The 21,072-nt window shown below is 35.7% G+C and carries 16 protein-coding genes and 3 tRNA genes; 7 read left to right on the top strand and 12 right to left on the bottom strand.

The window, feature by feature from the left end; translation table 11 throughout:
* Nucleotides 1–9: 9 nt before the first annotated feature.
* From hflX to M4I44_RS05295, 8 genes are all read right to left on the bottom strand, one after another.
* Nucleotides 10–1,239 (bottom strand): GTPase HflX, encoded by a 1,230-nt coding sequence (gene hflX, locus M4I44_RS05330; RefSeq protein ID WP_017494557.1) that lies wholly within the window; start codon nucleotides 1,237–1,239, stop codon nucleotides 10–12.
* A 174-nt stretch (nucleotides 1,240–1,413) separates the two neighbouring features.
* Complete coding sequence (locus tag M4I44_RS05325; protein WP_017494556.1) at nucleotides 1,414–2,283, bottom strand: hypothetical protein; 870 nt, start codon at nucleotides 2,281–2,283, stop codon at nucleotides 1,414–1,416.
* A gap of 138 nt (nucleotides 2,284–2,421) precedes the next feature.
* A complete protein-coding gene (locus tag M4I44_RS05320; RefSeq protein ID WP_249966716.1) occupies nucleotides 2,422–3,771 on the bottom strand; it encodes a DUF5689 domain-containing protein in 1,350 nt (449 codons plus the stop codon).
* A 20-nt stretch (nucleotides 3,772–3,791) separates the two neighbouring features.
* Nucleotides 3,792–6,629: a carboxypeptidase-like regulatory domain-containing protein gene (locus M4I44_RS05315; RefSeq protein WP_249966715.1), complete on the bottom strand. Its 2,838-nt coding sequence runs from the start codon at nucleotides 6,627–6,629 to the stop codon at nucleotides 3,792–3,794.
* 239 nt (nucleotides 6,630–6,868) lie between these two features.
* Nucleotides 6,869–8,086: an MFS transporter gene (locus tag M4I44_RS05310; protein WP_249966714.1), complete on the bottom strand. Its 1,218-nt coding sequence runs from the start codon at nucleotides 8,084–8,086 to the stop codon at nucleotides 6,869–6,871.
* Nucleotides 8,087–8,348: 262 nt separating this feature from the next.
* Nucleotides 8,349–9,392 (bottom strand): Gfo/Idh/MocA family oxidoreductase, encoded by a 1,044-nt coding sequence (locus M4I44_RS05305; protein ID WP_249966713.1) that lies wholly within the window; start codon nucleotides 9,390–9,392, stop codon nucleotides 8,349–8,351.
* 96 nt (nucleotides 9,393–9,488) lie between these two features.
* On the bottom strand, nucleotides 9,489–10,559 hold the full coding sequence (locus tag M4I44_RS05300; protein ID WP_249966712.1) for an NADH:flavin oxidoreductase/NADH oxidase: 1,071 nt from the start codon (nucleotides 10,557–10,559) through the stop codon (nucleotides 9,489–9,491).
* Nucleotides 10,560–11,056: 497 nt separating this feature from the next.
* Entirely contained in the window at nucleotides 11,057–11,389 is a 333-nt protein-coding gene (locus tag M4I44_RS05295) for a hypothetical protein (protein WP_249966711.1), read from the bottom strand.
* A gap of 296 nt (nucleotides 11,390–11,685) precedes the next feature.
* Here M4I44_RS05295 and rseP point away from each other — a divergent pair, with 296 nt between their 5' ends.
* The 3 genes from rseP (at nucleotide 11,686) to M4I44_RS05280 (ending at nucleotide 13,296) form a co-directional block, all read left to right on the top strand.
* Nucleotides 11,686–13,026, top strand: coding sequence for an RIP metalloprotease RseP (gene rseP / locus M4I44_RS05290; protein WP_249966710.1), 1,341 nt, complete (start codon nucleotides 11,686–11,688; stop codon nucleotides 13,024–13,026).
* An 86-nt stretch (nucleotides 13,027–13,112) separates the two neighbouring features.
* Nucleotides 13,113–13,186: transfer RNA gene (locus tag M4I44_RS05285), tRNA-Asn, on the top strand.
* Between the two features lie 36 nt (nucleotides 13,187–13,222).
* Nucleotides 13,223–13,296, top strand: a tRNA-Asn gene (locus M4I44_RS05280).
* A gap of 75 nt (nucleotides 13,297–13,371) precedes the next feature.
* Here M4I44_RS05280 and M4I44_RS05275 read toward each other — a convergent pair.
* Together M4I44_RS05275 and M4I44_RS05270 are read right to left on the bottom strand one after the other, a co-directional pair.
* On the bottom strand, nucleotides 13,372–13,806 hold the full coding sequence (locus tag M4I44_RS05275; protein ID WP_249966709.1) for an SRPBCC domain-containing protein: 435 nt from the start codon (nucleotides 13,804–13,806) through the stop codon (nucleotides 13,372–13,374).
* Nucleotides 13,807–14,066: 260 nt separating this feature from the next.
* Nucleotides 14,067–14,146, bottom strand: a tRNA-Leu gene (locus tag M4I44_RS05270).
* Between the two features lie 228 nt (nucleotides 14,147–14,374).
* On the opposite strand from M4I44_RS05270, the gene M4I44_RS05265 reads away from it, so the two are divergent.
* From M4I44_RS05265 to M4I44_RS05250, 4 genes are all read left to right on the top strand, one after another.
* A complete protein-coding gene (locus M4I44_RS05265; protein WP_017494542.1) occupies nucleotides 14,375–15,316 on the top strand; it encodes a ribose-phosphate pyrophosphokinase in 942 nt (313 codons plus the stop codon).
* Between the two features lie 128 nt (nucleotides 15,317–15,444).
* Nucleotides 15,445–16,056, top strand: coding sequence for a 50S ribosomal protein L25/general stress protein Ctc (locus tag M4I44_RS05260; RefSeq protein ID WP_017494541.1), 612 nt, complete (start codon nucleotides 15,445–15,447; stop codon nucleotides 16,054–16,056).
* 543 nt (nucleotides 16,057–16,599) lie between these two features.
* On the top strand, nucleotides 16,600–17,226 hold the full coding sequence (gene pth, locus M4I44_RS05255; RefSeq protein WP_089076679.1) for an aminoacyl-tRNA hydrolase: 627 nt from the start codon (nucleotides 16,600–16,602) through the stop codon (nucleotides 17,224–17,226).
* Nucleotides 17,227–17,364: 138 nt separating this feature from the next.
* Nucleotides 17,365–17,973, top strand: a complete 609-nt coding sequence (locus M4I44_RS05250) for a superoxide dismutase (RefSeq protein ID WP_017494539.1) — start codon at nucleotides 17,365–17,367, stop codon at nucleotides 17,971–17,973.
* Nucleotides 17,974–18,062: 89 nt separating this feature from the next.
* Here M4I44_RS05250 and M4I44_RS05245 read toward each other — a convergent pair whose 3' ends face one another.
* Nucleotides 18,063–18,407 (bottom strand): hypothetical protein, encoded by a 345-nt coding sequence (locus M4I44_RS05245; RefSeq protein WP_249966708.1) that lies wholly within the window; start codon nucleotides 18,405–18,407, stop codon nucleotides 18,063–18,065.
* 704 nt (nucleotides 18,408–19,111) lie between these two features.
* A complete protein-coding gene (locus tag M4I44_RS05240; RefSeq protein ID WP_017494536.1) occupies nucleotides 19,112–21,010 on the bottom strand; it encodes an amidophosphoribosyltransferase in 1,899 nt (632 codons plus the stop codon).
* Nucleotides 21,011–21,072 lie beyond the last annotated feature (62 nt).

Raw genomic sequence — 21,072 nt, 5'->3', positions numbered from 1 at the left:
GCCGTTTTTTTATTCTTCTTCTTTTTCGATTGCATCTTTATAATCCGGATACAAAAACTTATTATACGGAAATCTGGTGATATGAATCTGGCGGACTGCCTCGTAAACCATTTCTCTGAATTCTTCAAAATTCTGTTTTTGTGTTGCCGAGATAAACAGTGTTTTATCTTCTCCAACATTACTCATCCAGGTCTGTTTCCATTCCTCAAGAGTATAATGTCTTCTTGTTCTCTCCGTAATTAAATCATCTTCATCAATCGTCAAATGTTTGTAGGCATCAATTTTATTAAAAACCATAATAGTTGGTTTGTCATTACTCTTAATCTCTAACAAAGTTTGATTTACCGATTCGATATGGTCTTCAAAATCAGGGTGTGAAATATCTACAACATGCAATAATAAATCGGCTTCACGCACCTCATCGAGTGTACTTTTAAACGAATCTACCAGTTGCGTTGGCAATTTTCTAATAAAACCTACGGTATCTGATAATAAGAACGGTAAGTTTTTAATCACTACTTTTCGAACAGTGGTATCTAAAGTTGCGAATAATTTATTTTCAACAAAAACATCACTTTTACCAATCGCATTCATAAGGGTCGATTTTCCAACATTGGTATATCCTACCAATGCCACACGAACCATCGCACCGCGATTACTGCGCTGAATGCTCATTTGTTTGTCGATGGTCTTGATTTTATCCTTTAATAACGAAATTCGGTCACGCACAATACGTCTGTCCGTTTCGATCTCGGTTTCTCCCGGACCACGCATACCAATACCCCCTTTTTGACGCTCAAGGTGTGTCCATAAACCTGAAAGTCTAGGCAGTAAATATTGACATTGTGCCAACTCAACCTGTGTTCTTGCATAAGAGGTCTCTGCTCTTTGTGCAAAAATATCCAGAATTAAATTCGTTCGGTCTAAAATTTTACAATCGATAATTCTGGAAATATTCTTTTGTTGTGATGGTGATAATTCGTCATCAAAAATCAACGTCGATATATTGTTTTCTTTTACAAAAAGATTGATTTCATCTATTTTTCCTGTCCCTACAAAAGTCTTCGGATTTGGACGTTCCATTTTTTGAGAAAAGCGCTTAATCACTTCACCTCCAGCGGTAAAAGTCAAAAACTCTAATTCATCCAGATATTCGTTAAGTTTTTCTTCACTTTGATTTTGAGTTATAATACCTACAATGGCTGTTCTCTCAAAATTTATAACTTCTTTTTCTAACATAGCTTTGAATAAGGTGCAAATTTAATGATTTGTAAGGTACTAACACTTATAGAACTTCTTTTTTAAACTGTATTTGAAAAATTACCTTATTCTTTAAAAAATCCAAATCCCAAATTCCAATTGTTAATCGAAGTTTGGGATTTGGGATTTGATTTTTCAGTTTTAAAATTTACGTTACTCGTAAATAAAAGTCTTTTCTGTTTTTACAATTCCATTCTCCTCTATCTGAGAACAAGAGATTGGAAAGTTCAACTTGTTGTATTTGTATTTTCTACTCACTCCGACCAATACAGTAGAGGAAGGACTAAAAACAATTTCGTTATTAGGGGAGATGGATTCAAAGCTAAATTCTTCCTCATGATAGGAGATCATTGGCACAATCACTTTATAATTGTCTCCAAATAAGCTTTTAACAATTAAAACGTCAACAGAGTTTTTATCATCAAAAATAAAACTTTTCGAAATTTTATCTCCTACCAAACCTTTATGCTTTATGACATTATCGTTGAAGTAAACATATTCAATTTTACCAATGATGGCTTTATTTCTGTCTCGGGAAGTACGTCGCACAATAGCACCATTTTCAACAATATACTCGATATCATCAACTAAGTTCTGGTGATTAGTGCTCTTTTTCGTAATTACCTTTACTCTGGCTCCTTCGTAGGTAAAAGTTACTACCTTGGTAATATAATCGTTCCCTTCCTGGTATTTTTTTACAAACTTTGTAATGTTATTATCGGCATCATACGTATAATTCACCACTTCTTTCCAGTCACTTCCTACCTTATCTTTAACCGTCATATCCAATAATCCTTTGGTATTGTAAAAGAAATGCTGAATGACATCTGAAGTAGTAATGGTTTGTATTTTTCCGTCTTTAAAAACTACTGTTTTGTTTACAATTTCACCATCTTTAGAATTCTGGTAATTTGTTTTTACAATATTAATTTGTTTCAGTCTCACAGGTTTAGCATCCTGATTCTGACTATGTACTAAACAAGGGAAAACCATCATGATGATGGCAAGAAAATAGATTTTCATAGTGGTATTTGTATTGATTTGGGGTGACCAAAATACAAAATTCTATTAAAATTTAACCGTTTAAATCTCAAAAACAATACCGCATTAAATTATCATCTAAAAATCAACACCTTAACTGAATCTCTATTAAAAACAGCCTTATTTTTCGGCAAAAATCCTAATATCATCAACCATAAAAGCGCCATTCAAAGTTTTATCCTTACCTGAACCCATATATTTAAATGCAATATTAATATTTCCTGAATAGGAAGATAAATCAATTGCTCCGGAACTGATAAAAACCCGGGACGGTGTTGACAATGATGGAAATTTTGCTGTTAGTTTTGTCCATTTTGCTTTGGTTACACTAGAACCATCAAAATTAGTTGAAACATAGACTTCAAGCACATTTAATGGCGAATCAATCTTTAAGTCGTGCTGTGCGCTTCTAAAGGATAATACTGCATTTTTATAACCGCTCAAATTGATTTTTGGAGTAACCATCCAGGCGACATTTTCGGCTGCGGTTGTACTTGTAGTATTAAACTCTGTATAACCGTTTCCGGCATACAGCATACTCTCCCATAATTTTGATGCTTTTTCAACAATGTTACTCCAACCCGGCAAAGTAAAATTCACATTGTTTTTTACGGATTGGAAATCTTCGGAAAAAATCGGAATATCTCTTTTTCCGTTCATTTCCAGATCTTTTTCTGATCTGCTCATTAGTTGATAATCTGATCCGTATTTGGTCAAAACTCCTCTCACTTTTCCACTTCCTTCCGGTACTAATTTATTAGCAAAACCAGCATAACCGCTTGTTCTGAAAATAATCTGATTGCCACTTTTATCCTGAAGGTTCCAGTTTGTAGAACCTCCTACATTGTTAGACTCTTCAAAATAATGACGTCCAATCGCTTCCTCGGCAAACTGGACTCCGCTTAACTCCACGAGCGTATTAAGCTTATCATCATTTAGCACTTCTTCTACAGAAATTGCTTTCACCAGCTTACTTTCATCCATTATTGTACAAGACGCATTAAGTACATTTTTATAATCGGTCTGCGAAATTCTGCCAATCGTTGGATCTCCCGAATTGCTTACTGACAAACTTCCAATACGCAAACCACCAAAATATAAATCTGTAAACTGATTCTTTAATTTTATATACACTTTATTCCCTACCCGAAAATCGATATAGGTGTTGGTAACATCAACCGCAACACTAAATCCTATTGCCGGTGTTTCATCAGTTGCGATAGTTTGCAGGAAAAGTATCTTAAAGAAATTCCCCCCCTCATCGCTTGACACTACGTAAGCCTCAATAGTATCATCGTAGCCATATTGTTTCGGAACGGGCCCTGAAAAATCTTTGACTTTCTGAACCTTTTGATTAATAACTAAATTGGGTTGTGTACATTCCAATTTTGGAATTTCAATTTCATTATTACAGCTATAAATTATCGGCAACAAGAATACATAACCGAAAACTAAGAATCTATTTTTCATTTCAAATTGGTTTTAAAATTTTACAAACTCATTGTAAGGTTCACAAAATATGTTCTTCCATATCCATAATAATATTTAGAACCAAATGAGGGAGTTCCGCTGGAAACATCCTGATTGAGAGCTCTGAAATTAGCATTTCGGGCTTGTTCAAAACCACCTGTTTTGAACACCACATTCAGAACATTATTAACACTCCAGAAAAGCCCAATATATTTGTGAGCGATACGCCAGGACTTTCCTCCTGTAATATTTAATAATGAAACCGGATTAAATCTTTCCTGTTTCAGCAAAGCAGCTGTCCGTTCTTCTGTCGCTTCCGGAAAGAGGTGACCATTCACAGCGTTTACATAAAACCGATTGGTTCGTGCAACTGGCGAAACGTCAATATAAGCTTCAGACAAATAATTAATATTCGCTCCCAGCCACCAAAATTTAGGATCTCTGTATTCTAATCCAATCGAATAAGCTTGTTGGGGCATACCGGGCTGTTTGTAGTTTTTAAGATAGGATTTTCCAAAATCAAAAGTGGTCTGGGTACCGCCTTCTGCCACATTTGCATCGTTAGTTATACATACATTAGGATTACTGCTATAGACATAATTACCGTATGCCGCAGATGAAGTCACTTTTAAAGTTGATGAAATTTGCCATTCAAGACTAAACTCCATACCAATATTTTTCTTGTCCAGATGTGTTAAAGTCTGACTAACAAATGCATCCGTATTGTTGTAAGCTGCGCCCTGATCAAAAATTCCTTCAGCGAAGAAAAAGGAAGTTCGGGTCGTATTTTTAATCAATGAATAATAAATTGTAGAACGAATTTTAAAATTTGGAGAACGAAAAACATAATTTCCTTCGGCACTACTTATACTTTCATTTTCAATTCCGTCAACTATTGAATTATTCAATCTGGAATTTAAAAACGTGTTTCGCAAGGATGGTGCTCTGCTAAGATGCATTCCGTTAAAAAACAACCATTGTTTTCCTGAAATTTTATAAGTCAGACCTCCTTTAAAACCAAAATTTTCAAAATTCACTTTGTTACTTTTTCCAAGTGATGATGTCGGATAAATCCCATTTTGATACAAACCTTCTCTCTGGTAATTGGAAACAGAATAAGACTGTCCTAAATAAAAATCTGTTTTATTATAACTGAATTTAAACTGTGTGAAAGCATCAATTGTGGTTGCAAAAAGATTATAATTGTAACCATAAGTATCTCCTTCTTTTACCTGACGATTTGGATGTTGTAAATCAGACTGTCCTTGATCACCTTGGTAAAACGCATCAATGTCTTCAAAATATTGTCCTCCCAACAAATCTAAAAGATATTGAAACTGATGTGATTTTAAATTTCTAAAAGTAATTCCTCCATCAAAAGCAGTATTCTCTGTTAATTGTATATTCAGATTTGAATTTGCAGCTAGGGTTTTATCAGCTGTCCGGTCTTCGTATAAAACATAATGACTTTGTGCAGGTTCAAATCCGCTAATTGTTCCATCAGCATTTAAAATTGGTTTCTGATTGGCACGATATAATTCATCCCAATTGATTTGGCGGTCTTCGAGAAAATTTGCTTTTGCTTTTTCGGCACTTATAAAATCGGGGGTGAAATCTCCTGAAAACTCCCCTTTGTCTTTTCCGTAGATTGAGTTATAATAACGGGGCATTTTTTGATAATACACCGGATCAGGACTGGCTGCATTTTGATAATCAATAGTACTGTTTCCTACCTGACCAAATTGATACATTAAACTGGAATTCAGATTTGTTTTCTCATTTATTTTGTAATAATGATTTAACATCAATACCGGTTCTTCGACTCTTTTTACTCGCGCATTTCTCTTTTTCCCGTTTTGAAATCCCCAATAAGAATTGTATTTCTCATTGGTTAGTTGGGTAACTTCATCTGTATTTGCTGAATTTTTCCCTCTTGAATTGGGCGTATAAAACCCTGTAAAGTTCAATGAATGGTTGTCATTCAGTTTCTTTTCTACACTAATAAAAAAAGATTCTGCTTTGAAATTTGTTCCGTCAAAATAACCTTCATCCGACCAGCGTTTTCCTGCTGAAAGTACATAAGCCCAACCGGAAGCATTCATTCCGGAAGCACAAGTAGCGATAGTCCGCCAATTGTAGGCTGTATTGCTCCCGGAAAAAGAAATCTGGCTACTTTTTCTGTACAATGAAGCACGTGTATTTATTTGCTGGGTTCCTAAAACTCCTCCAAAAGTATAACTTGAAGCGGCTGCTCCGACTGAAAATTCCTGATTTCGCAACACATTGTTCAAACCTCCCCAATTGCCCCATTGTGGTCTTCCGTCGTAAATTTTATTCATGACCATACCGTTAAGCATCATCGTCCCATTTTCGCTGTCCAGGCCCCGAACTCTAAATCGGGCCTGTCCCCAATTGAAAGCTGAAGCCTGCATAAAAGCATCTCTTGAAGATTGCAAAAGACCCGAAGTCATTTCAGAAGAACTATTATCATCCAAAAAATCGCTGTCTAATAAGGTGATGAGTGCTGCCGGTGTCTCCTCTGAAAAATTATCTTCTAACGGTAAAATCCCCAGTTCAACCTTTTGACCCGGGTTCGATTGTATTTTTAAAAGAAGATCTTTATAACCCTGACTGTGTATCCATAATAATTGTTCTCCCTTTATAGCAGAGTGTAATTCAAACTTTCCCTTTGCACCAGTTAATTGTGTTATGGAAGAATTTTGAATGTTTACCACAATATTTTCCAATGGATTTAGAGTCTTTGAGTCAACTATAGTTCCTGAAAAAGTGGTTTGTTCTTGTGCAAACAAAAGACTAATAGGCAATAAAACAAATAGTAACGTTTCTTTTTTTATCATGAAAACCCCAATTTACTTTTATAATTTTAGTTTTAGGATTGGAGGTTTTTAAAAACAAAAACATCCAATCTCTTACATCAAAAGATAAAATTGGTTTTTGGAAGAGATAAAAAATAATAAGCTAATACTCCTTATTTAGTTTCAGGATTCAAATATAAACAAAAAACAACAAGAAAGTATTTTCTTGTTAAATAAAATTCAACTTCAAAACAATCTCTCGCTTTTTTTTAGCGTACAAACTAAGAGGCTATCCTGATTTTGGAAACCATAAAAGCAATCAGAACTCCGAAAATTCCAATAAAAGCGAATGAAAACTGAAGTCCAAAAGTTTCAGCGATATGTCCGATAACCGGTGGTCCCATTAAGAACCCCAAAAAACTTACACTCGAAACGATAGTTAAAGCTTCTCCGGGTGGAACTGTCGGGTTTTTCCCTGCCATACTATAAACGGTAGGAACTATAGTGGCAACTCCTAAACCAACTGCCATAAAAGCAATGGTACAAGGTATAAGATAAGGAAGAAAAACGGCTGTAAAAAGTCCGGCAGAAATCATAACACCACTAATTTGCATCACACGTTCACGTCCAAATTTATTGATCAAACCGTCTCCCAGAAAACGTCCGCTTGCCATCATAATCATGAAGGAAGTATATCCTAAAATCACCAACGGACCGGGTGCTTTTACGATATCTTTAAAGTATACTCCACTCCAGTCAAACATTACACCTTCGCTTGCCATACTACAAAATCCAATCACTCCAAGCCAGATTAAAGCGCTGTCCGGTTTTGCAAATAACCTCTTTTTCTCGTTCTTAACTTTGATTTTTTCTTTGGCTTTAATTAAAAACTTAAAGTTAAAGGCAATCATTATTAATACGATTCCCGCTACGATCAGGAAGTGATGAAGAGGGCTTAGTTTTAAAGCCAGCATTCCCAACCCTACTAAAGCCCCGGTAAATCCGGCAAAACTCCACATGCCATGAAAAGACGACATGATTGTTTTCCTAAAAAGAACTTCGGTATAAACGCCTTGTGTATTGACTGCGATATTGGCCAGATTTCCAAACAATCCAAACAGAAATAATCCTAATGACAATTGTAAGGCGGTAGTAGCCAAACCTAAATTGGCCAAACATAAAACATACATGATTAAGGAAAGAATCAAAATTCGATGACTGCCAAATTTCGTAACCATCTTGCCTGAAAATGGCATAATTAGTAATTGTCCCATTGGCAAAGCAAAAAGAATAGAACCTAGATCCCCCTCAGTTAAATGCAATGCTGTTTTAATGTCCGGAATCCTGCTTGCCCAGGTCGCAAAACTTAAACCCATTCCAAAATAAAACATCCCAACAGCCAAACGAATTCGGTTCAAATAAGAGATTTTAGCTTCTCTGTAAGCTTTCTTAATTTTTCCTTTGGTTTGGAATAATGCTAATGGATTGAAGTCGATCAAAATAATGGGTTTTGGATTTAACACTATAAAAGTACTAAAAAGCTGCTTTATGGCCTATAAAACCTGACTGTTCCTCAATTTACAACGTTGTATGTTTATAATTTTTTTGAGGGACAAAGGTTCTGAGAAGCAAAGGCGCAAAGTTTTTTATCGTTAACTACTTCTAATTGTTTTATTTTATAGACTATGATACTTCTTTTCAGATTTCAAGAATTAAAAAATCCGTGACAATCTGTTTTATCCGTCAAATCTGTGCGCAGCTTCACGACAAATGAATTACTTTTTGCTGCGTATGACTTGCGATTGCTGCTTCGATAATCTGCATTACTTTTACTCCGTCCTGTGCGGTAACCGGTTCTTTTTCATTCTTTACGATAGCCTCATAAACACCATCAAAGAAAGAAAAATAATTGCCCTGAAGCGTTGGAATTTTTTCCCTGATTACTTTTCCCTCAATTTCGGTGTGTAAAAGGCCTTGTAAAACCTCTGATTCTGTACCCCAGGATTCCAGATTTGGTTTTTTACCTAATTTTAAATCATCTTCCTGAACATCTCCACGAGGTTTTAAAAATGATCCTTTTTTACCGTGAATCACATAAGCAGGATTAGCTTCTCTCACAAAAAAACCGGCTTTTAAACGGACTCTGAAATTTTCATAAATCAGCAATAGATCGATCCAGTCGTCCACCAAAGTATCGGCTCTGGTAAAACGAATGTCTCCAAAAACTGCATTTGGAGAACCGAACAAACAAACGGCCTGATCAATTAAATGCGGACCTAAATCTTTCAGGATTCCGGCACCATCATTTACAGTTTCTTTATGTGCTTTAGGGCTTAATAACGGATTGTATCTGTCAAAATGAAATTCAGCTTCGATCAAATCTCCTAAAGCTCCTTCATGGATTACTTTTTGAACCGTTTTAAAATCACTGTCCCATCTTCTGTTTTGAAAAACGGCTAATTTCAGTCCTTTTTCTTTTGCAATTGCAGCCAGTTCCTGAGCTTCGGCTACAGTTGTGGTAAATGCTTTTTCAACTACGGCATGTTTTCCGCTCAAAAGCACTTGTTTTGCATATTCATAATGCGTTCCCACCGGTGTATTTACAATCACCAAATCGACATCATCCGCCAACAAGTCTTCGATCGAGGTATAACTTTTTACAGCCGGATAATCCTGCTGAATAAGCTTTTTGCTTCTTTCCCAGGAACCTAATAGTTCAAATCCGTCGTGTATGTTTAAAAATGGGGCATGAAATACTTTACCCGACATTCCGTATGATAATAATGCTGTTCTAATCTTTTGCATTGGTTTTCTTTTTGTTTGGTTGCCACGACCCGAGCGATAGCGAACGGACGAAGTAATTCATAAATTAAATTCGTGAATTCGTGGCAAATAAAAATATTAAAGTTTCGCTCTTTCGTATTGTTTTGGCCACTGAATATTGTCGTTTAATTCTTTAGCAAAATCTAAAGGTAAATTCGGATTTCTGAGCGATTCTCTGGCAAACAAGATCACATCGGCCTGACCACTCTCCAAAATTTCTTCTGCTTGCTTAGCTTCTGTAATTAAACCGACAGCCCCTGTTAAAATAGAAGCTTCTTTTTTTATTTTGGCTGCGAAAGGAACCTGATAATTGGGCTGCAAAGGAATCTGCTGATGCGAAACTAATCCGCCTGACGAGGTATCAATTAAATCAACACCTTTTTCTTTTAAGAGTATCGAAAGTTGTACGGATTCCTCTGGATTCCATCCTCCTTCTGCCCAATCTGTAGCTGAAATTCGAACCAATAAAGGCAAATCAGACGGCCATTCGGATTGTACAGCTTCAACAATTTCTAAAGTCAGACGGATTCTGTTTTCGAAACTTCCACCATATTCATCATCTCTGACATTCGTTAAAGGTGACAAAAACTGGTGCAGCAAATATCCGTGCGCTCCATGAATTTCCATGACCTGAAAACCGGCTTTAACCGCTCTTTTTGTTGCTGCTTTAAAATCTGAAATTACTTTTTGAATTCCATTTTTATCTAAAGCTTCCGGAAGAAAAGGCTCATCATCATGATACGGGATCGTACTTGCCGAAACAGTCTGCCACCCACCTTGTCCAATATCTAATTTTTTATTGCCCTCCCATGGAATCGAAACACTTGCTTTTCGTCCGGCATGTGCCAATTGAATTCCGGGTACAGCATTTTGAGAAAGAATAAATTCGTTAATTGTTTTTAATTTTTCAATATGTTCGTCTTTCCACAAACCTAAATCAGAAGGAGAAATTCTTGCCTCAGGAGAAACTGCGGTAGCTTCCTGGATGATTAAACCTACTCCGCCACTGGCACGACTACCCAGATGAACCAAGTGCCAATCGTTTGCAAATCCGTCTATGGCTGAATACTGGCACATAGGCGAAATAACAATTCTATTTTTTAAAGTAATCTTTTTTATGGTTAAGGGAGTAAATAATAATGAGGTCATATTGTAACTTTTAATTGTTTTAAACCGTCTGTTGGCTATGACGGCACTCTAAAAAGTAAAGTTACGGTATCTGCTTAAAAGTAAAAATTCAAATGTTTATTAATTAACAAACATTTAAAACAAGTCTCGCTTGTTCCAAAGAGCTTAATATTCCTTTTTGATCGGGCTGAATGTTAGAATTCCAGGATTTTAAAATATTAAAGTATTTTATCAATCATTCTTCCCACCAAATCATTAACTTTTTTAATGCGCCACAGTGAATAATACATGACCCATCACTTTCGTCACGAAATAAAACACTGCCATAAATATTGAACAGGCATAAAAAACAATTAGTGTCCCTAAAAACAAGCTTTCAATTTTTGTCATTTTCTTTCTCATCGTAGTTTATTTTAGTTTAATTGTAAAAGAAAAAAGCAAACAAAACCAATTTCTTTATAAGTATTATACTACAACAAACTTAGTGGACTTCCGTCTAATAACATTGGACGGAACTCTTAACCTCCGAAAATTTCTTTCCTTTCTTCGTCTTTAATTATACTGGGCGAATAATGCACTATTAGCTCAAAGGAAGTTTCATAATAAAAGCTCTCTCTTTTTTTACAATATTTTAATGGCGCATCAAATCCTTTAATTATTTCCAATTCATTGTAAAGCTGGCTTCTGCTTAAAAGCATTTTTTTTGCAAAAGCAGCCGGCGAGCCTGTTTTCTCCTCACAGATTAACTGATGAATCCTTTTCATTCGCTCTATTTTCTCTATAAAACTCATCGGCTGCCATAAAATTAAGTGAAACATAAAATCATTAAACACCTGTTCTTTCTTCTTCATAGGAAAGTAACGACATCAAAAAGTAGGAAAATTACAAAGTATTTTTACAACAAATTGCCTCAATAAGCCATAAGACTATCATAATAAGACTTATTTCACACCCAAGTATCTTTCTATCACGAGGCAAGAGAAAAAAACATTATCTCTTTCATTTTTATGAAGAAGACTTTAGTTCTGTTTCAGAAAAATAAGAATGAAGTATTAACAAACATTTAAAACCTTATGTATTATATTGCACTATCAAATTAAAATAGAAACGTTACTTTTGTGCGTTAAATACGAACTAAAAATACAAAATGGATATAGTTATCAAACTCTCTCAATTTCTATTGAGTTTATCTTTACTTATTATTCTTCACGAATTAGGGCATTTTATTCCCGCAAAATTATTTAAAACAAGAGTCGAAAAATTCTACTTATTTTTTGATGTTAAATACTCTCTTCTAAAAAAGAAAATTGGCGAAACTGAATACGGAATTGGTTGGTTACCTCTTGGAGGTTATGTAAAAATCTCCGGAATGATCGACGAAAGTATGGACAAGGACCAAATGGCTCTTCCTCCACAACCTTGGGAATTTCGTTCGAAACCGGCGTGGCAACGTTTAATTATTATGTTGGGTGGTGTTACGGTAAACTTTATTCTGGCCTTTATTATTTACATTGGAATGGCATTTGCTTACGGTGATATTTATGTAGCCAATGCGGATTTGAAAGATGGTGTTTTGGTTGAAAATCCTGTAATGCTAAAAACAGGTTTTAAAACCGGAGATAAATTCCTGGCTGTTGACGGACAAAAAATCGAAAATTTCGATAATGATATCAACATGAAAATTATCATGGCCAAAGAAATCTTAATCGAAAGAAACGGACAGCAACAAACCATAAAAATGCCAACTGACTTTGTCGATCAATTGTCGAAACAGGAAAAAGCACATCTTGTAGACATGAGAATCCCTTTTGCAGTGGCAAGTGTTACGGAAGAATCCGGAAATACAGCTTTAAAACCAAAAGATTTAATTGTTAGCCTTAACGGTCAGGACGCAAGATACTATGATCAGGTAAAAACAATTTTAGAAAGCAACAAAGGCAAAAATATTCCTGCTGTTGTTTTACGTGATTTAAAGAAAGTACCAATTACAGTTAAAATTTCTACAGCCGGAAAACTTGGTGTTGGCGTTGGAGGTTTAAATATCGAATCCTTAGAAAAATTAGGATACTATAAGGTAAGCAAAAAAAGCTATACTTTCTTAGAATCAATTCCGGTTGGACTTACAAAAGGTAAAGATCAGTTGGTAGGTTACGGAAAACAACTTAAAATGATTTTCAATCCTGAGACGAAAGCTTACAAACAAGTGGGTGGTTTTGCAGCTATTTTCAACATTTTTCCAAGCAGCTGGAGCTGGGAAACCTTCTGGTCGATCACTGCTTTATTATCAATTATGCTTGGAGTAATGAATTTATTGCCAATTCCTGCTCTTGATGGCGGTCATGTAATGTTTTTATTATACGAAATAATTAGCGGCAGAAAACCGAGTGATAAATTCCTAGAAAACGCCCAAATGGTTGGTTTCGTTTTACTTATAGCACTGCTTTTATTTGCTAATGGGAACGACATTTATAAGGCAATTGTGAAATAGAAAAAAAAATCAATAAAAAGTGCTAAAATATTTTTGAGAAACTAAAAAACGTCTTATATTTGCACTCGCTAAAAAGAACAGCAACTTCCTCCTTAGCTCAGTTGGTTAGAGCATCTGACTGTTAATCAGAGGGTCCTTGGTTCGAGCCCAAGAGGGGGAGCAACTTTTTAGCAAACATATTTACCTTTAAGGTGATTCCTCCTTAGCTCAGTTGGTTAGAGCATCTGACTGTTAATCAGAGGGTCCTTGGTTCGAGCCCAAGAGGGGGAGCTTACTAAAAACCACTTACAAACGTAAGTGGTTTTTTTTTATTCTTTATATTTCACACAATACCAGGATCACAATCTAAAACTTTCGCTTTTGATAAGGCATACCCTCACCGTCTTCACAATAACCTTTAAGACTCAAAAGAAACATCGCCCAGTTGTAATTGCACCATTGATAGAATTCCGTTAGCTCGCGCCAGCCAAAATGCTTCAAAACAACCGCCGTTACCCCATCCTTCTCCGTTAGATCAAACGAAACACCTGTTCCAATCCACTCCGGGTCCGAATCTACACATTCCCACAACACTCTTTTATTTTCAATCAATTCGACCACCTTCATTTTTGTCACATCCTCATCTCCGAAACCAAACTCATTTACAAAACCCACTTCTGACTTAGCAACTAATTCCTCCGTCCAGACAGCAGCCAAACCTTCCTGCACCGTCAATACCTTATAAACCTCCGCGATAGGTGCTTTAATATAATTGATATGCTCTATTTTTTCCATTTTCATAACTAGATTATTATTCACATACTCAAAGTTAACAAGTTTTACACTACTTCAACACAAGCCGTTATCTCAAAATTCCAAGAACTTTAATTCACCTCTTCAACAAAGAACACACCCCTTCACAACATCAATAGACCACAAACCCACACAAACACAACAAAAAAACCCGCAGTTTCAACCGCGGGCAATATTCAAATCAAAGATCAAATTCAAAATTTATAAAGCACAAAAAAAAGCCCCTTCTAAACAGAAGAGGCTTTAAGTACCCGGAGCCGGAGTCGAACCGGCACGGTTTCCCACAGGTGTTTGAGACCAGCGCGTCTACCAATTCCGCCATCCGGGCTTAGCAGACGAAAAAACAATCAAGATTTGATTATTTCAACGCAATAGAATAAGTTCATTATGATGTCATAACTGTGCTTATTCCTTTAACACGGTGCAAATGTAAAAAATAAAATTAAAAATTCTAATAAAAATACTTAATTTTTTCCTTTCAGTGTCCAATAAATTTTCTAAATTTGCACCTCGTTAAAACGAAGCACACACAACTAACTACAAAACAACAAATTAAATGTCGCACCTAGAACCAGAAGCTAAAATTTTTGCTTGTTCACAAAGTGTCTATCTTGCAGAAAAAATTGCAGAACAGTACGGAATTCCGTTAGGAAAAGTAACGATGTCGAAGTATAGTGATGGAGAATTCCAACCATCGTACGAAGAATCAATAAGAGGATTACGTGTTTTTATCGTGTGTTCAACTTTCCCATCTGCTGATAATTTGATGGAATTGTTACTCATGATTGATGCAGCGAAACGTGCATCAGCAAGACACATTACAGCTGTCATGCCTTATTTTGGTTGGGCAAGACAAGACAGAAAAGATAAACCAAGAGTTCCGATTGGAGCAAAATTAGTAGCTAATTTATTAGATGCTGCCGGAGCGACAAGAGTAATGACAATGGATTTGCACGCAGATCAAATTCAGGGGTTTTTCGAAAAACCGGTAGATCATTTATTTGCATCTACAATCTTTTTACCATACGTAGAAAGTTTAAAGTTAGACAATCTAACCATTGCATCTCCGGATATGGGAGGTTCAAAAAGAGCATATGCTTACTCTAAGTTTCTAGAATCAGATGTAGTAATCTGCTACAAACAAAGAAAAGCAGCCAACGTTATCGACACTATGGAACTAATTGGTGAAGTAAAAGGCCGTAACGTAATATTAGTAGACGACATGATCGATACAGGTGGAACATTAGCTAAAGCCGCAGATTTAATGATCGAAAAAGGAGCATTAAGCGTTAGAGCCATTTGTACACACGCCATTTTATCAGGTGAGGCCTATGAAAAAATTGAAAACTCTAAATTAAGCGAATTAATCGTTACCGATTCTATTCCTTTAAAAAGAGAATCAAAGAAAATAAGAGTCGTGAGTTGTGCACCTCTTTTTGCCGAAGTTATGCACATGGTGCACCACAACAATTCCATCAGTGGAAAATTTATAATGTAAATTTTGGACGTAAGCTTTAAGCAATAAGCCGTAAGCACTCCAATAGTTACTTTATAAAAAGCTTAAAGCCTACTGCTTAAAGCTTATAGCAACATAGAATATTTATTAATAACTATATTTTTTTTACAATGAAATCGATTACAATTAAAGGATCAGAAAGAGAAAGCGTGGGCAAAGTGTCAACTAAAGCCTTACGTAATGCTGGAGCGGTTCCTTGCGTGTTATACGGAGGAAATCAAGCAGTACACTTCTCAGCAGACGCTGCAGCGTTCAAAAACTTGGTTTACACTCCAAACGCACACACAGTTGTGATTGAGCTTGGAAAAGGAAAATCATTTACAGCAGTTTTACAAGACATTCAGGTTCACCCTGTTTCTGACAAAATTTTACACATTGACTTCTTCCAATTATTTGATGATAAAGAAATCACAATGGAAGTTCCTGTGAAAATCGTTGGTACATCTAAAGGTGTTCTTGCAGGTGGTGTTTTACGTTTAAACCAACGTAAATTAAAAGTTAAAGCTTTACCTAAAAATCTTCCTGATTTTGTTGAAGCTGACATTACTCCACTTGAAATGGGTAACAAATTATATGTTACTAAAGTTGGAAAACCAGAGTACAAAGTTATGCACCCGGACAACACAGTAGTTTGTCAGGTAAGAATCTCTCGTGCTGCTATGAAAGCTGCTCAAGAGGCTGCAAAAGCTGCAAAAGCTCCTGCAAAAGGAAAGAAAAAATAATTTTTTTCAATTCAAAATACAAAGCATCAATCGAAAGGTTGGTGCTTTTTTTTTGAGGTTCTGAGATGCTGAGATACTAAGGTTCTAAGATTTTTTACTACAGGACGGTTTCGACTCCGCCCAGTCCGACATTTTTGACAAATATTAAGTGTGTCCGGCTGAGCGAAGTCGAAGCCCTTTAAAGCTAATTCTCTAATTATCTGTTTTTTTTTCTTAGAAGCAGAAAATCCCGTTTTCATAAAACGCGACACTCCTGCCATCCGCTATATCTTTTTATCCGCAAAAAAAAGCGGCTAAAAAGGATACCGCTTCTGTCAGGGCTAGCCGGAAGTTTCGTTTTTCATCAGACCAGAGGCGTAAAGGTTCAGAGGTACAAAGGCGCAAAGGTTTTCAAACAATCTTGTCAGTATGATAAAAATGATAAAAAATAATCCGCGCAAATCCATTCAAATCCGCGTCATCAGCGTGCCATTCTTTGCCGTTAAACGCAAATTATCTAATTAACAAATTGGCACATTCTCTAATTAACCCTATTTTTGTATCATGATAAAATGGATAACAAAACTGTTTTCATCAACCCAAAAAGAAGAGAACACTGATTATATGAAAAAATATTTAATCGTTGGATTAGGCAATATTGGTGCCGAATACGTAAATACAAGACACAACATAGGTTTTAAAGTACTTGATTTTTTAGCTAAAAAAGAAAGTCTTTCATTCGAAACCGTAAAACTGGGCGCTTTGGCCGAATATAAATTTAAAGGAAGAACTTTTTTTCTGCTCAAACCAAATACGTACATGAACCTGAGCGGTAAAGCCGTAAAGTACTGGATGGACAAAGAAAACATTCCATTAGAAAATATCCTGGTAATTACAGACGATCTAAACCTCTCTTTTGGAACTATCCGAATCAAACCAAAAGGCAGTGACGGAGGACACAACGGACTTAAAAACATCAATTTAGTTTTAAATACTCAACAATATACCCGCTTTAGATTTGGGATCAGCGATCAATTTAAAAAAGGACAACAGGTCGATTATGTTTTAGGAGATTGGGATGAAGAAGAAAAAGCAAAATTGCCCGAACGTTTAGAAGTAGCTTCAGAAATCATTAAATCTTTTGGTACCGCCGGCTTAGAAAACACGATGACTACTTTCAACGGAAAATAAAGAATTACAATACGTTAGCATTCCGAAAAACGAATTATCAATTAATTAAATGGAATAATAACGAAATAGTATTTCCAATTCCAAAGTTAAATGTCTAAATTTGGAATAAATAATTATAAATCATAAAATCATAATATCATGGCTTTTGAATTACCTCAATTACCTTATGCATATGATGCATTAGAACCACATATTGATGCCCGTACAATGGAAATTCACCATTCAAAACATCATAATGCTTACACAACAAATCTTAATGCAGCAATCGCCGGAACAGATTTAGAAGGTAAAACTATCGAAAACATCTTAATCAATCTAGATAAATCAAATGCAGCAGTTCGTAACAATGGTGGAGGTTTTTACAACCACAATTTATTCTGGACTGTAATGTCTCCAAATGGCGGTGGATTACCAACAGGTGATTTACTTGCTGCTATCGAAGCTTCTTTTGGAACTTTTGAAGAATTTAAAGCAAAATTTGCTAAAGCTGGTGCTACTCAATTTGGTTCAGGATGGGCTTGGTTATGCGTACAAAAAGGTGGAAAATTAGACGTTTGCGGAACTCCAAATCAAGACAATCCATTAATGCCGGAAGTAGGTTGTGATGGAACTCCAATCTTAGGAATGGATGTTTGGGAGCACGCTTACTACCTAAACTACCAAAACAGAAGACCTGATTATATTGAAGCTTTCTTCAACGTAATCAACTGGACTGAAGTTGCAAGAAGATTTGCTTTAGAGAAATAAGAAAATAGAGTAAAGATTATAGAAAAAAGACGAATTGCCTAACGGTTATTCGTCTTTTTTTATCGTTTAATTTCGCTCAAACATTTCATTTACATAATACTGGATATAACCAGCATATAGATCAGCAGTGCCATAAAAAATAATATCAAATTAATATTACGTAATTCTTCCTCTTTCTTCATTTGTAAAGCTATGGTTTCAGCAAACATATAGGCAAACCATACTATCGGAGCAAATATACTAAGCAACAGAAATTCAAACTCACTTCTATTACTCAAATCAGGAAGCGACAATAGCACGAGTGGCCCTCCCGCAATAATAGCCAAAATTATAATCCGGACAAATAAATGTCTGACTCCGCTTTTTGCTTTTAGAATTACACCCCTTGAATTTCCATTATCTGCTTCAAAAGACTCCTTAAGTTCCTGATTCATTTTTTTTCGAGTTAACCTATTCTTCCCTATTCTTTACACAAGAAGCATTGCACTTCTAATTGAGTCCTAATATACCGCAAGAAAGGGTAATAAAAAAATTACAAAAAAGAGAAATGTGTGAAAATTAACCCATCGTATTGTTTGACTTAATTCAGAGTCATATTACTATTTAGAATCCAACTTTCTTGTCGTTAAAAGCCAATTCTTCTTAATACAGAAGAAAATAGAACAAAGATTATAAATAAAAAAAAAGACGACTGCCAAATGGTACTCGTCTTTTTTGTCGTTATATTTCATCTTTACTCTATTCTCTTTGTTCTATGCTCTATTCTCTAAAAAAAAGAAAATAAAAAAGGCGGAATCACTTCCACCTTTTTTGCCCCAAATCTACCATAAACTTAACCTACTAATGTTATGGTTCTGTAAAGGTATGGCAGCTATTCGAATGAAAAAAACTTTCTAGACGAATGGCAAATATATCCGATAAAGTGAATGTAATATCTTACTTTAGAAATACTTGAGTTTATTCCAATAAAAAAGGTGGAATTACTTCCACCCTTTTTGCCCCAAATCTACCATAAACTTAACCTACTAATGTTATGGTATTTCAAAAGTATTGCAGCTTTCCAATTTCACCAAACAAATAAGACGAACGGCAAAAAAAATCGATGAACTGCACAATTTAACCTTTTGTTAGTATTTTATTAATACGCTCTCGCGTCTTTTCCTTCGTAAAAATTCATGAAAGCTCTGTTAACCACACGGTTCCCTCCTGGAGTTGGATAATCCCCTGTAAAGTACCAATCTCCTAAATTTTTCGGACAAGCAATATGCAAATCTTCTACTTTTTGGAAAATAATTTTTACTTCGGCATTAATTTCAGGCGAGCTTAACATTTCGGCTATTTTATCTGAAATCTCTTCAGGAGTAAACTGATCGTAAATTGCCGTAACGTAGTTTACAACATCCGTATCTACATAATTCTCCTGAGCTTTACACTTCGCATAAACCTCGTCAACAATATGATACAAGTTTCTTTCTTTCAACAAAGCCAGAGCCGCTCTAAAAGCTACAAGGCCTTCCAGTTTCGCCATATCGATTCCGTAACAGTCAGGATAACGAATTTGTGGTGCCGATGAAACGATTACGATACGTTTAGGTTTCAAACGATCCATCATCTTTATGATACTCATCTTTAAAGTAGTACCACGAACAATACTATCGTCAATAATAACCAGATTGTCCGTTGGCTTAATTACTCCATACGTAACATCATACACGTGAGCAACTAAATCATCACGACTACTGTCTTCTGTAATAAAGGTTCTTAGTTTAGCATCTTTAATCGCTACTTTCTCTGTACGAATCTTTACAGCCAGTAATTCCTGTAAAGTCTCAGCATTAAGTGTATTTCTGTTCGCTAAAATATAATTGTTTTTTCTTTGATTTAAAAAATCCTGAGCCGCTTCAACCAAACCATAAAAAGAGGTTTCAGCTGTATTTGGAATATAAGAAAACACCGTATTATCGGTATCACTGTCAATTGATTCCAAAACAGCAGGTAAAATTAATTTTCCTAAATTTTTACGTTCCTGATAAATTTCAGCGTCACTTCCTCTTGAGAAATAGATTCTTTCGAATGAACATGCTTTTTTAACAGTTGGCTCTAAGATTTGATTCATAGAAACTTTTCCGTTTTTCTTAATGATCAAAGCATTTCCCGGTTCGATTTCCTGTACACTTTCAAAAGGCACATTAAATACGGTTTGAATAACCGGTCTTTCAGAAGCCACCACTACCACTTCATCATCCTGATAGTAATATGCCGGACGAATTCCTGCAGGATCTCTAAAAACAAAAGCATCACCATGACCCAATAATCCGGCCATTGCATATCCTCCGTCTAAGTTTTTAGCAGAACGGGCTAAAATTTTCGCAATATCCAATCGGTCTGCAATTACCGGAGAAGCCTCTCTTTTAGAATATCCTTCGAGTTTGCAATCCTGATAAAGCTGCATTACTTCTTTGTCTAAGAAGTGTCCGATTTTCTCCATTACAGTAACCGTGTCAGCCATTTCTTTCGGATGCTGCCCCAGTTCTACTAAATTTTCGAAAAGCTCCTTAACATTGGTCATGTTAAAGTTCCCTGCCAAAATTAAATTACGGTGCATCCAGTTGCTTTGACGCAGGAATGGATGTACACTTTCAATGCTATTCTTTCCGAAAGTTCCGTAGCGAACATGCCCCAGAAACAACTCTCCTATATAAGGTATGTTTGCTTTCTGTTTGGCAACATCGTCTGCATATTCCGGATGAGAACTCATCTCTTCATTAATACGCTCATTGATTTGCTTGAAAACATCCTGAATGGGCTGTGAATGATTGGAACGAACTCTGCTGATATAACGTTCACCGGGAGCCACATCTAATTTAATGCTTGCAAAACCGGCTCCGTCTTGTCCACGGTTGTGCTGCTTTTCCATCATCAGGTACATTTTCTGTATCCCGTAAAAAGCGGTTCCGTATTTTTCTTTGTAATATTCAAGCGGTTTAAGAAGTCTAACCAAAGCTATACCACATTCGTGTTTTAAAGCGTCGCTCATTGTGTTGTGTATTTTGTGTTGTTGTAAGTTGTGTGTATAAACGTAATAAAAAAGCCCCGTTA

Source organism: Flavobacterium sp. B183, assembly GCF_023539155.1.
In the GTDB taxonomy this organism is placed as follows: domain Bacteria; phylum Bacteroidota; class Bacteroidia; order Flavobacteriales; family Flavobacteriaceae; genus Flavobacterium; species Flavobacterium tructae.
The sequence above is the reverse complement of the archived record's forward strand: the minus strand, read 5'-3'. Positions and strand labels throughout refer to the sequence as shown.

Bases quoted from the DNA above. Each gene is read 5' to 3' on its own strand.
- hflX (WP_017494557.1), bottom strand. From the start codon at position 1,239: ATGTTAGAAAAAGAAGTTATAAATTTTGAGAGAACAGCCATTGTAGGT.
- M4I44_RS05325 (WP_017494556.1), bottom strand. From the start codon at position 2,283: ATGAAAATCTATTTTCTTGCCATCATCATGATGGTTTTCCCTTGTTTA.
- M4I44_RS05320 (WP_249966716.1), bottom strand. From the start codon at position 3,771: ATGAAAAATAGATTCTTAGTTTTCGGTTATGTATTCTTGTTGCCGATA.
- M4I44_RS05315 (WP_249966715.1), bottom strand. From the start codon at position 6,629: ATGATAAAAAAAGAAACGTTACTATTTGTTTTATTGCCTATTAGTCTT.
- M4I44_RS05305 (WP_249966713.1), bottom strand. From the start codon at position 9,392: ATGCAAAAGATTAGAACAGCATTATTATCATACGGAATGTCGGGTAAA.
- M4I44_RS05300 (WP_249966712.1), bottom strand. From the start codon at position 10,559: ATGACCTCATTATTATTTACTCCCTTAACCATAAAAAAGATTACTTTA.
- M4I44_RS05295 (WP_249966711.1), bottom strand. From the start codon at position 11,389: ATGAAGAAGAAAGAACAGGTGTTTAATGATTTTATGTTTCACTTAATT.
- rseP (WP_249966710.1), top strand. From the start codon at position 11,686: ATGGATATAGTTATCAAACTCTCTCAATTTCTATTGAGTTTATCTTTA.
- M4I44_RS05275 (WP_249966709.1), bottom strand. From the start codon at position 13,806: ATGAAAATGGAAAAAATAGAGCATATCAATTATATTAAAGCACCTATC.
- M4I44_RS05265 (WP_017494542.1), top strand. From the start codon at position 14,375: ATGTCGCACCTAGAACCAGAAGCTAAAATTTTTGCTTGTTCACAAAGT.
- M4I44_RS05260 (WP_017494541.1), top strand. From the start codon at position 15,445: ATGAAATCGATTACAATTAAAGGATCAGAAAGAGAAAGCGTGGGCAAA.
- pth (WP_089076679.1), top strand. From the start codon at position 16,600: ATGATAAAATGGATAACAAAACTGTTTTCATCAACCCAAAAAGAAGAG.
- M4I44_RS05250 (WP_017494539.1), top strand. From the start codon at position 17,365: ATGGCTTTTGAATTACCTCAATTACCTTATGCATATGATGCATTAGAA.
- M4I44_RS05245 (WP_249966708.1), bottom strand. From the start codon at position 18,407: ATGAATCAGGAACTTAAGGAGTCTTTTGAAGCAGATAATGGAAATTCA.
- M4I44_RS05240 (WP_017494536.1), bottom strand. From the start codon at position 21,010: ATGAGCGACGCTTTAAAACACGAATGTGGTATAGCTTTGGTTAGACTT.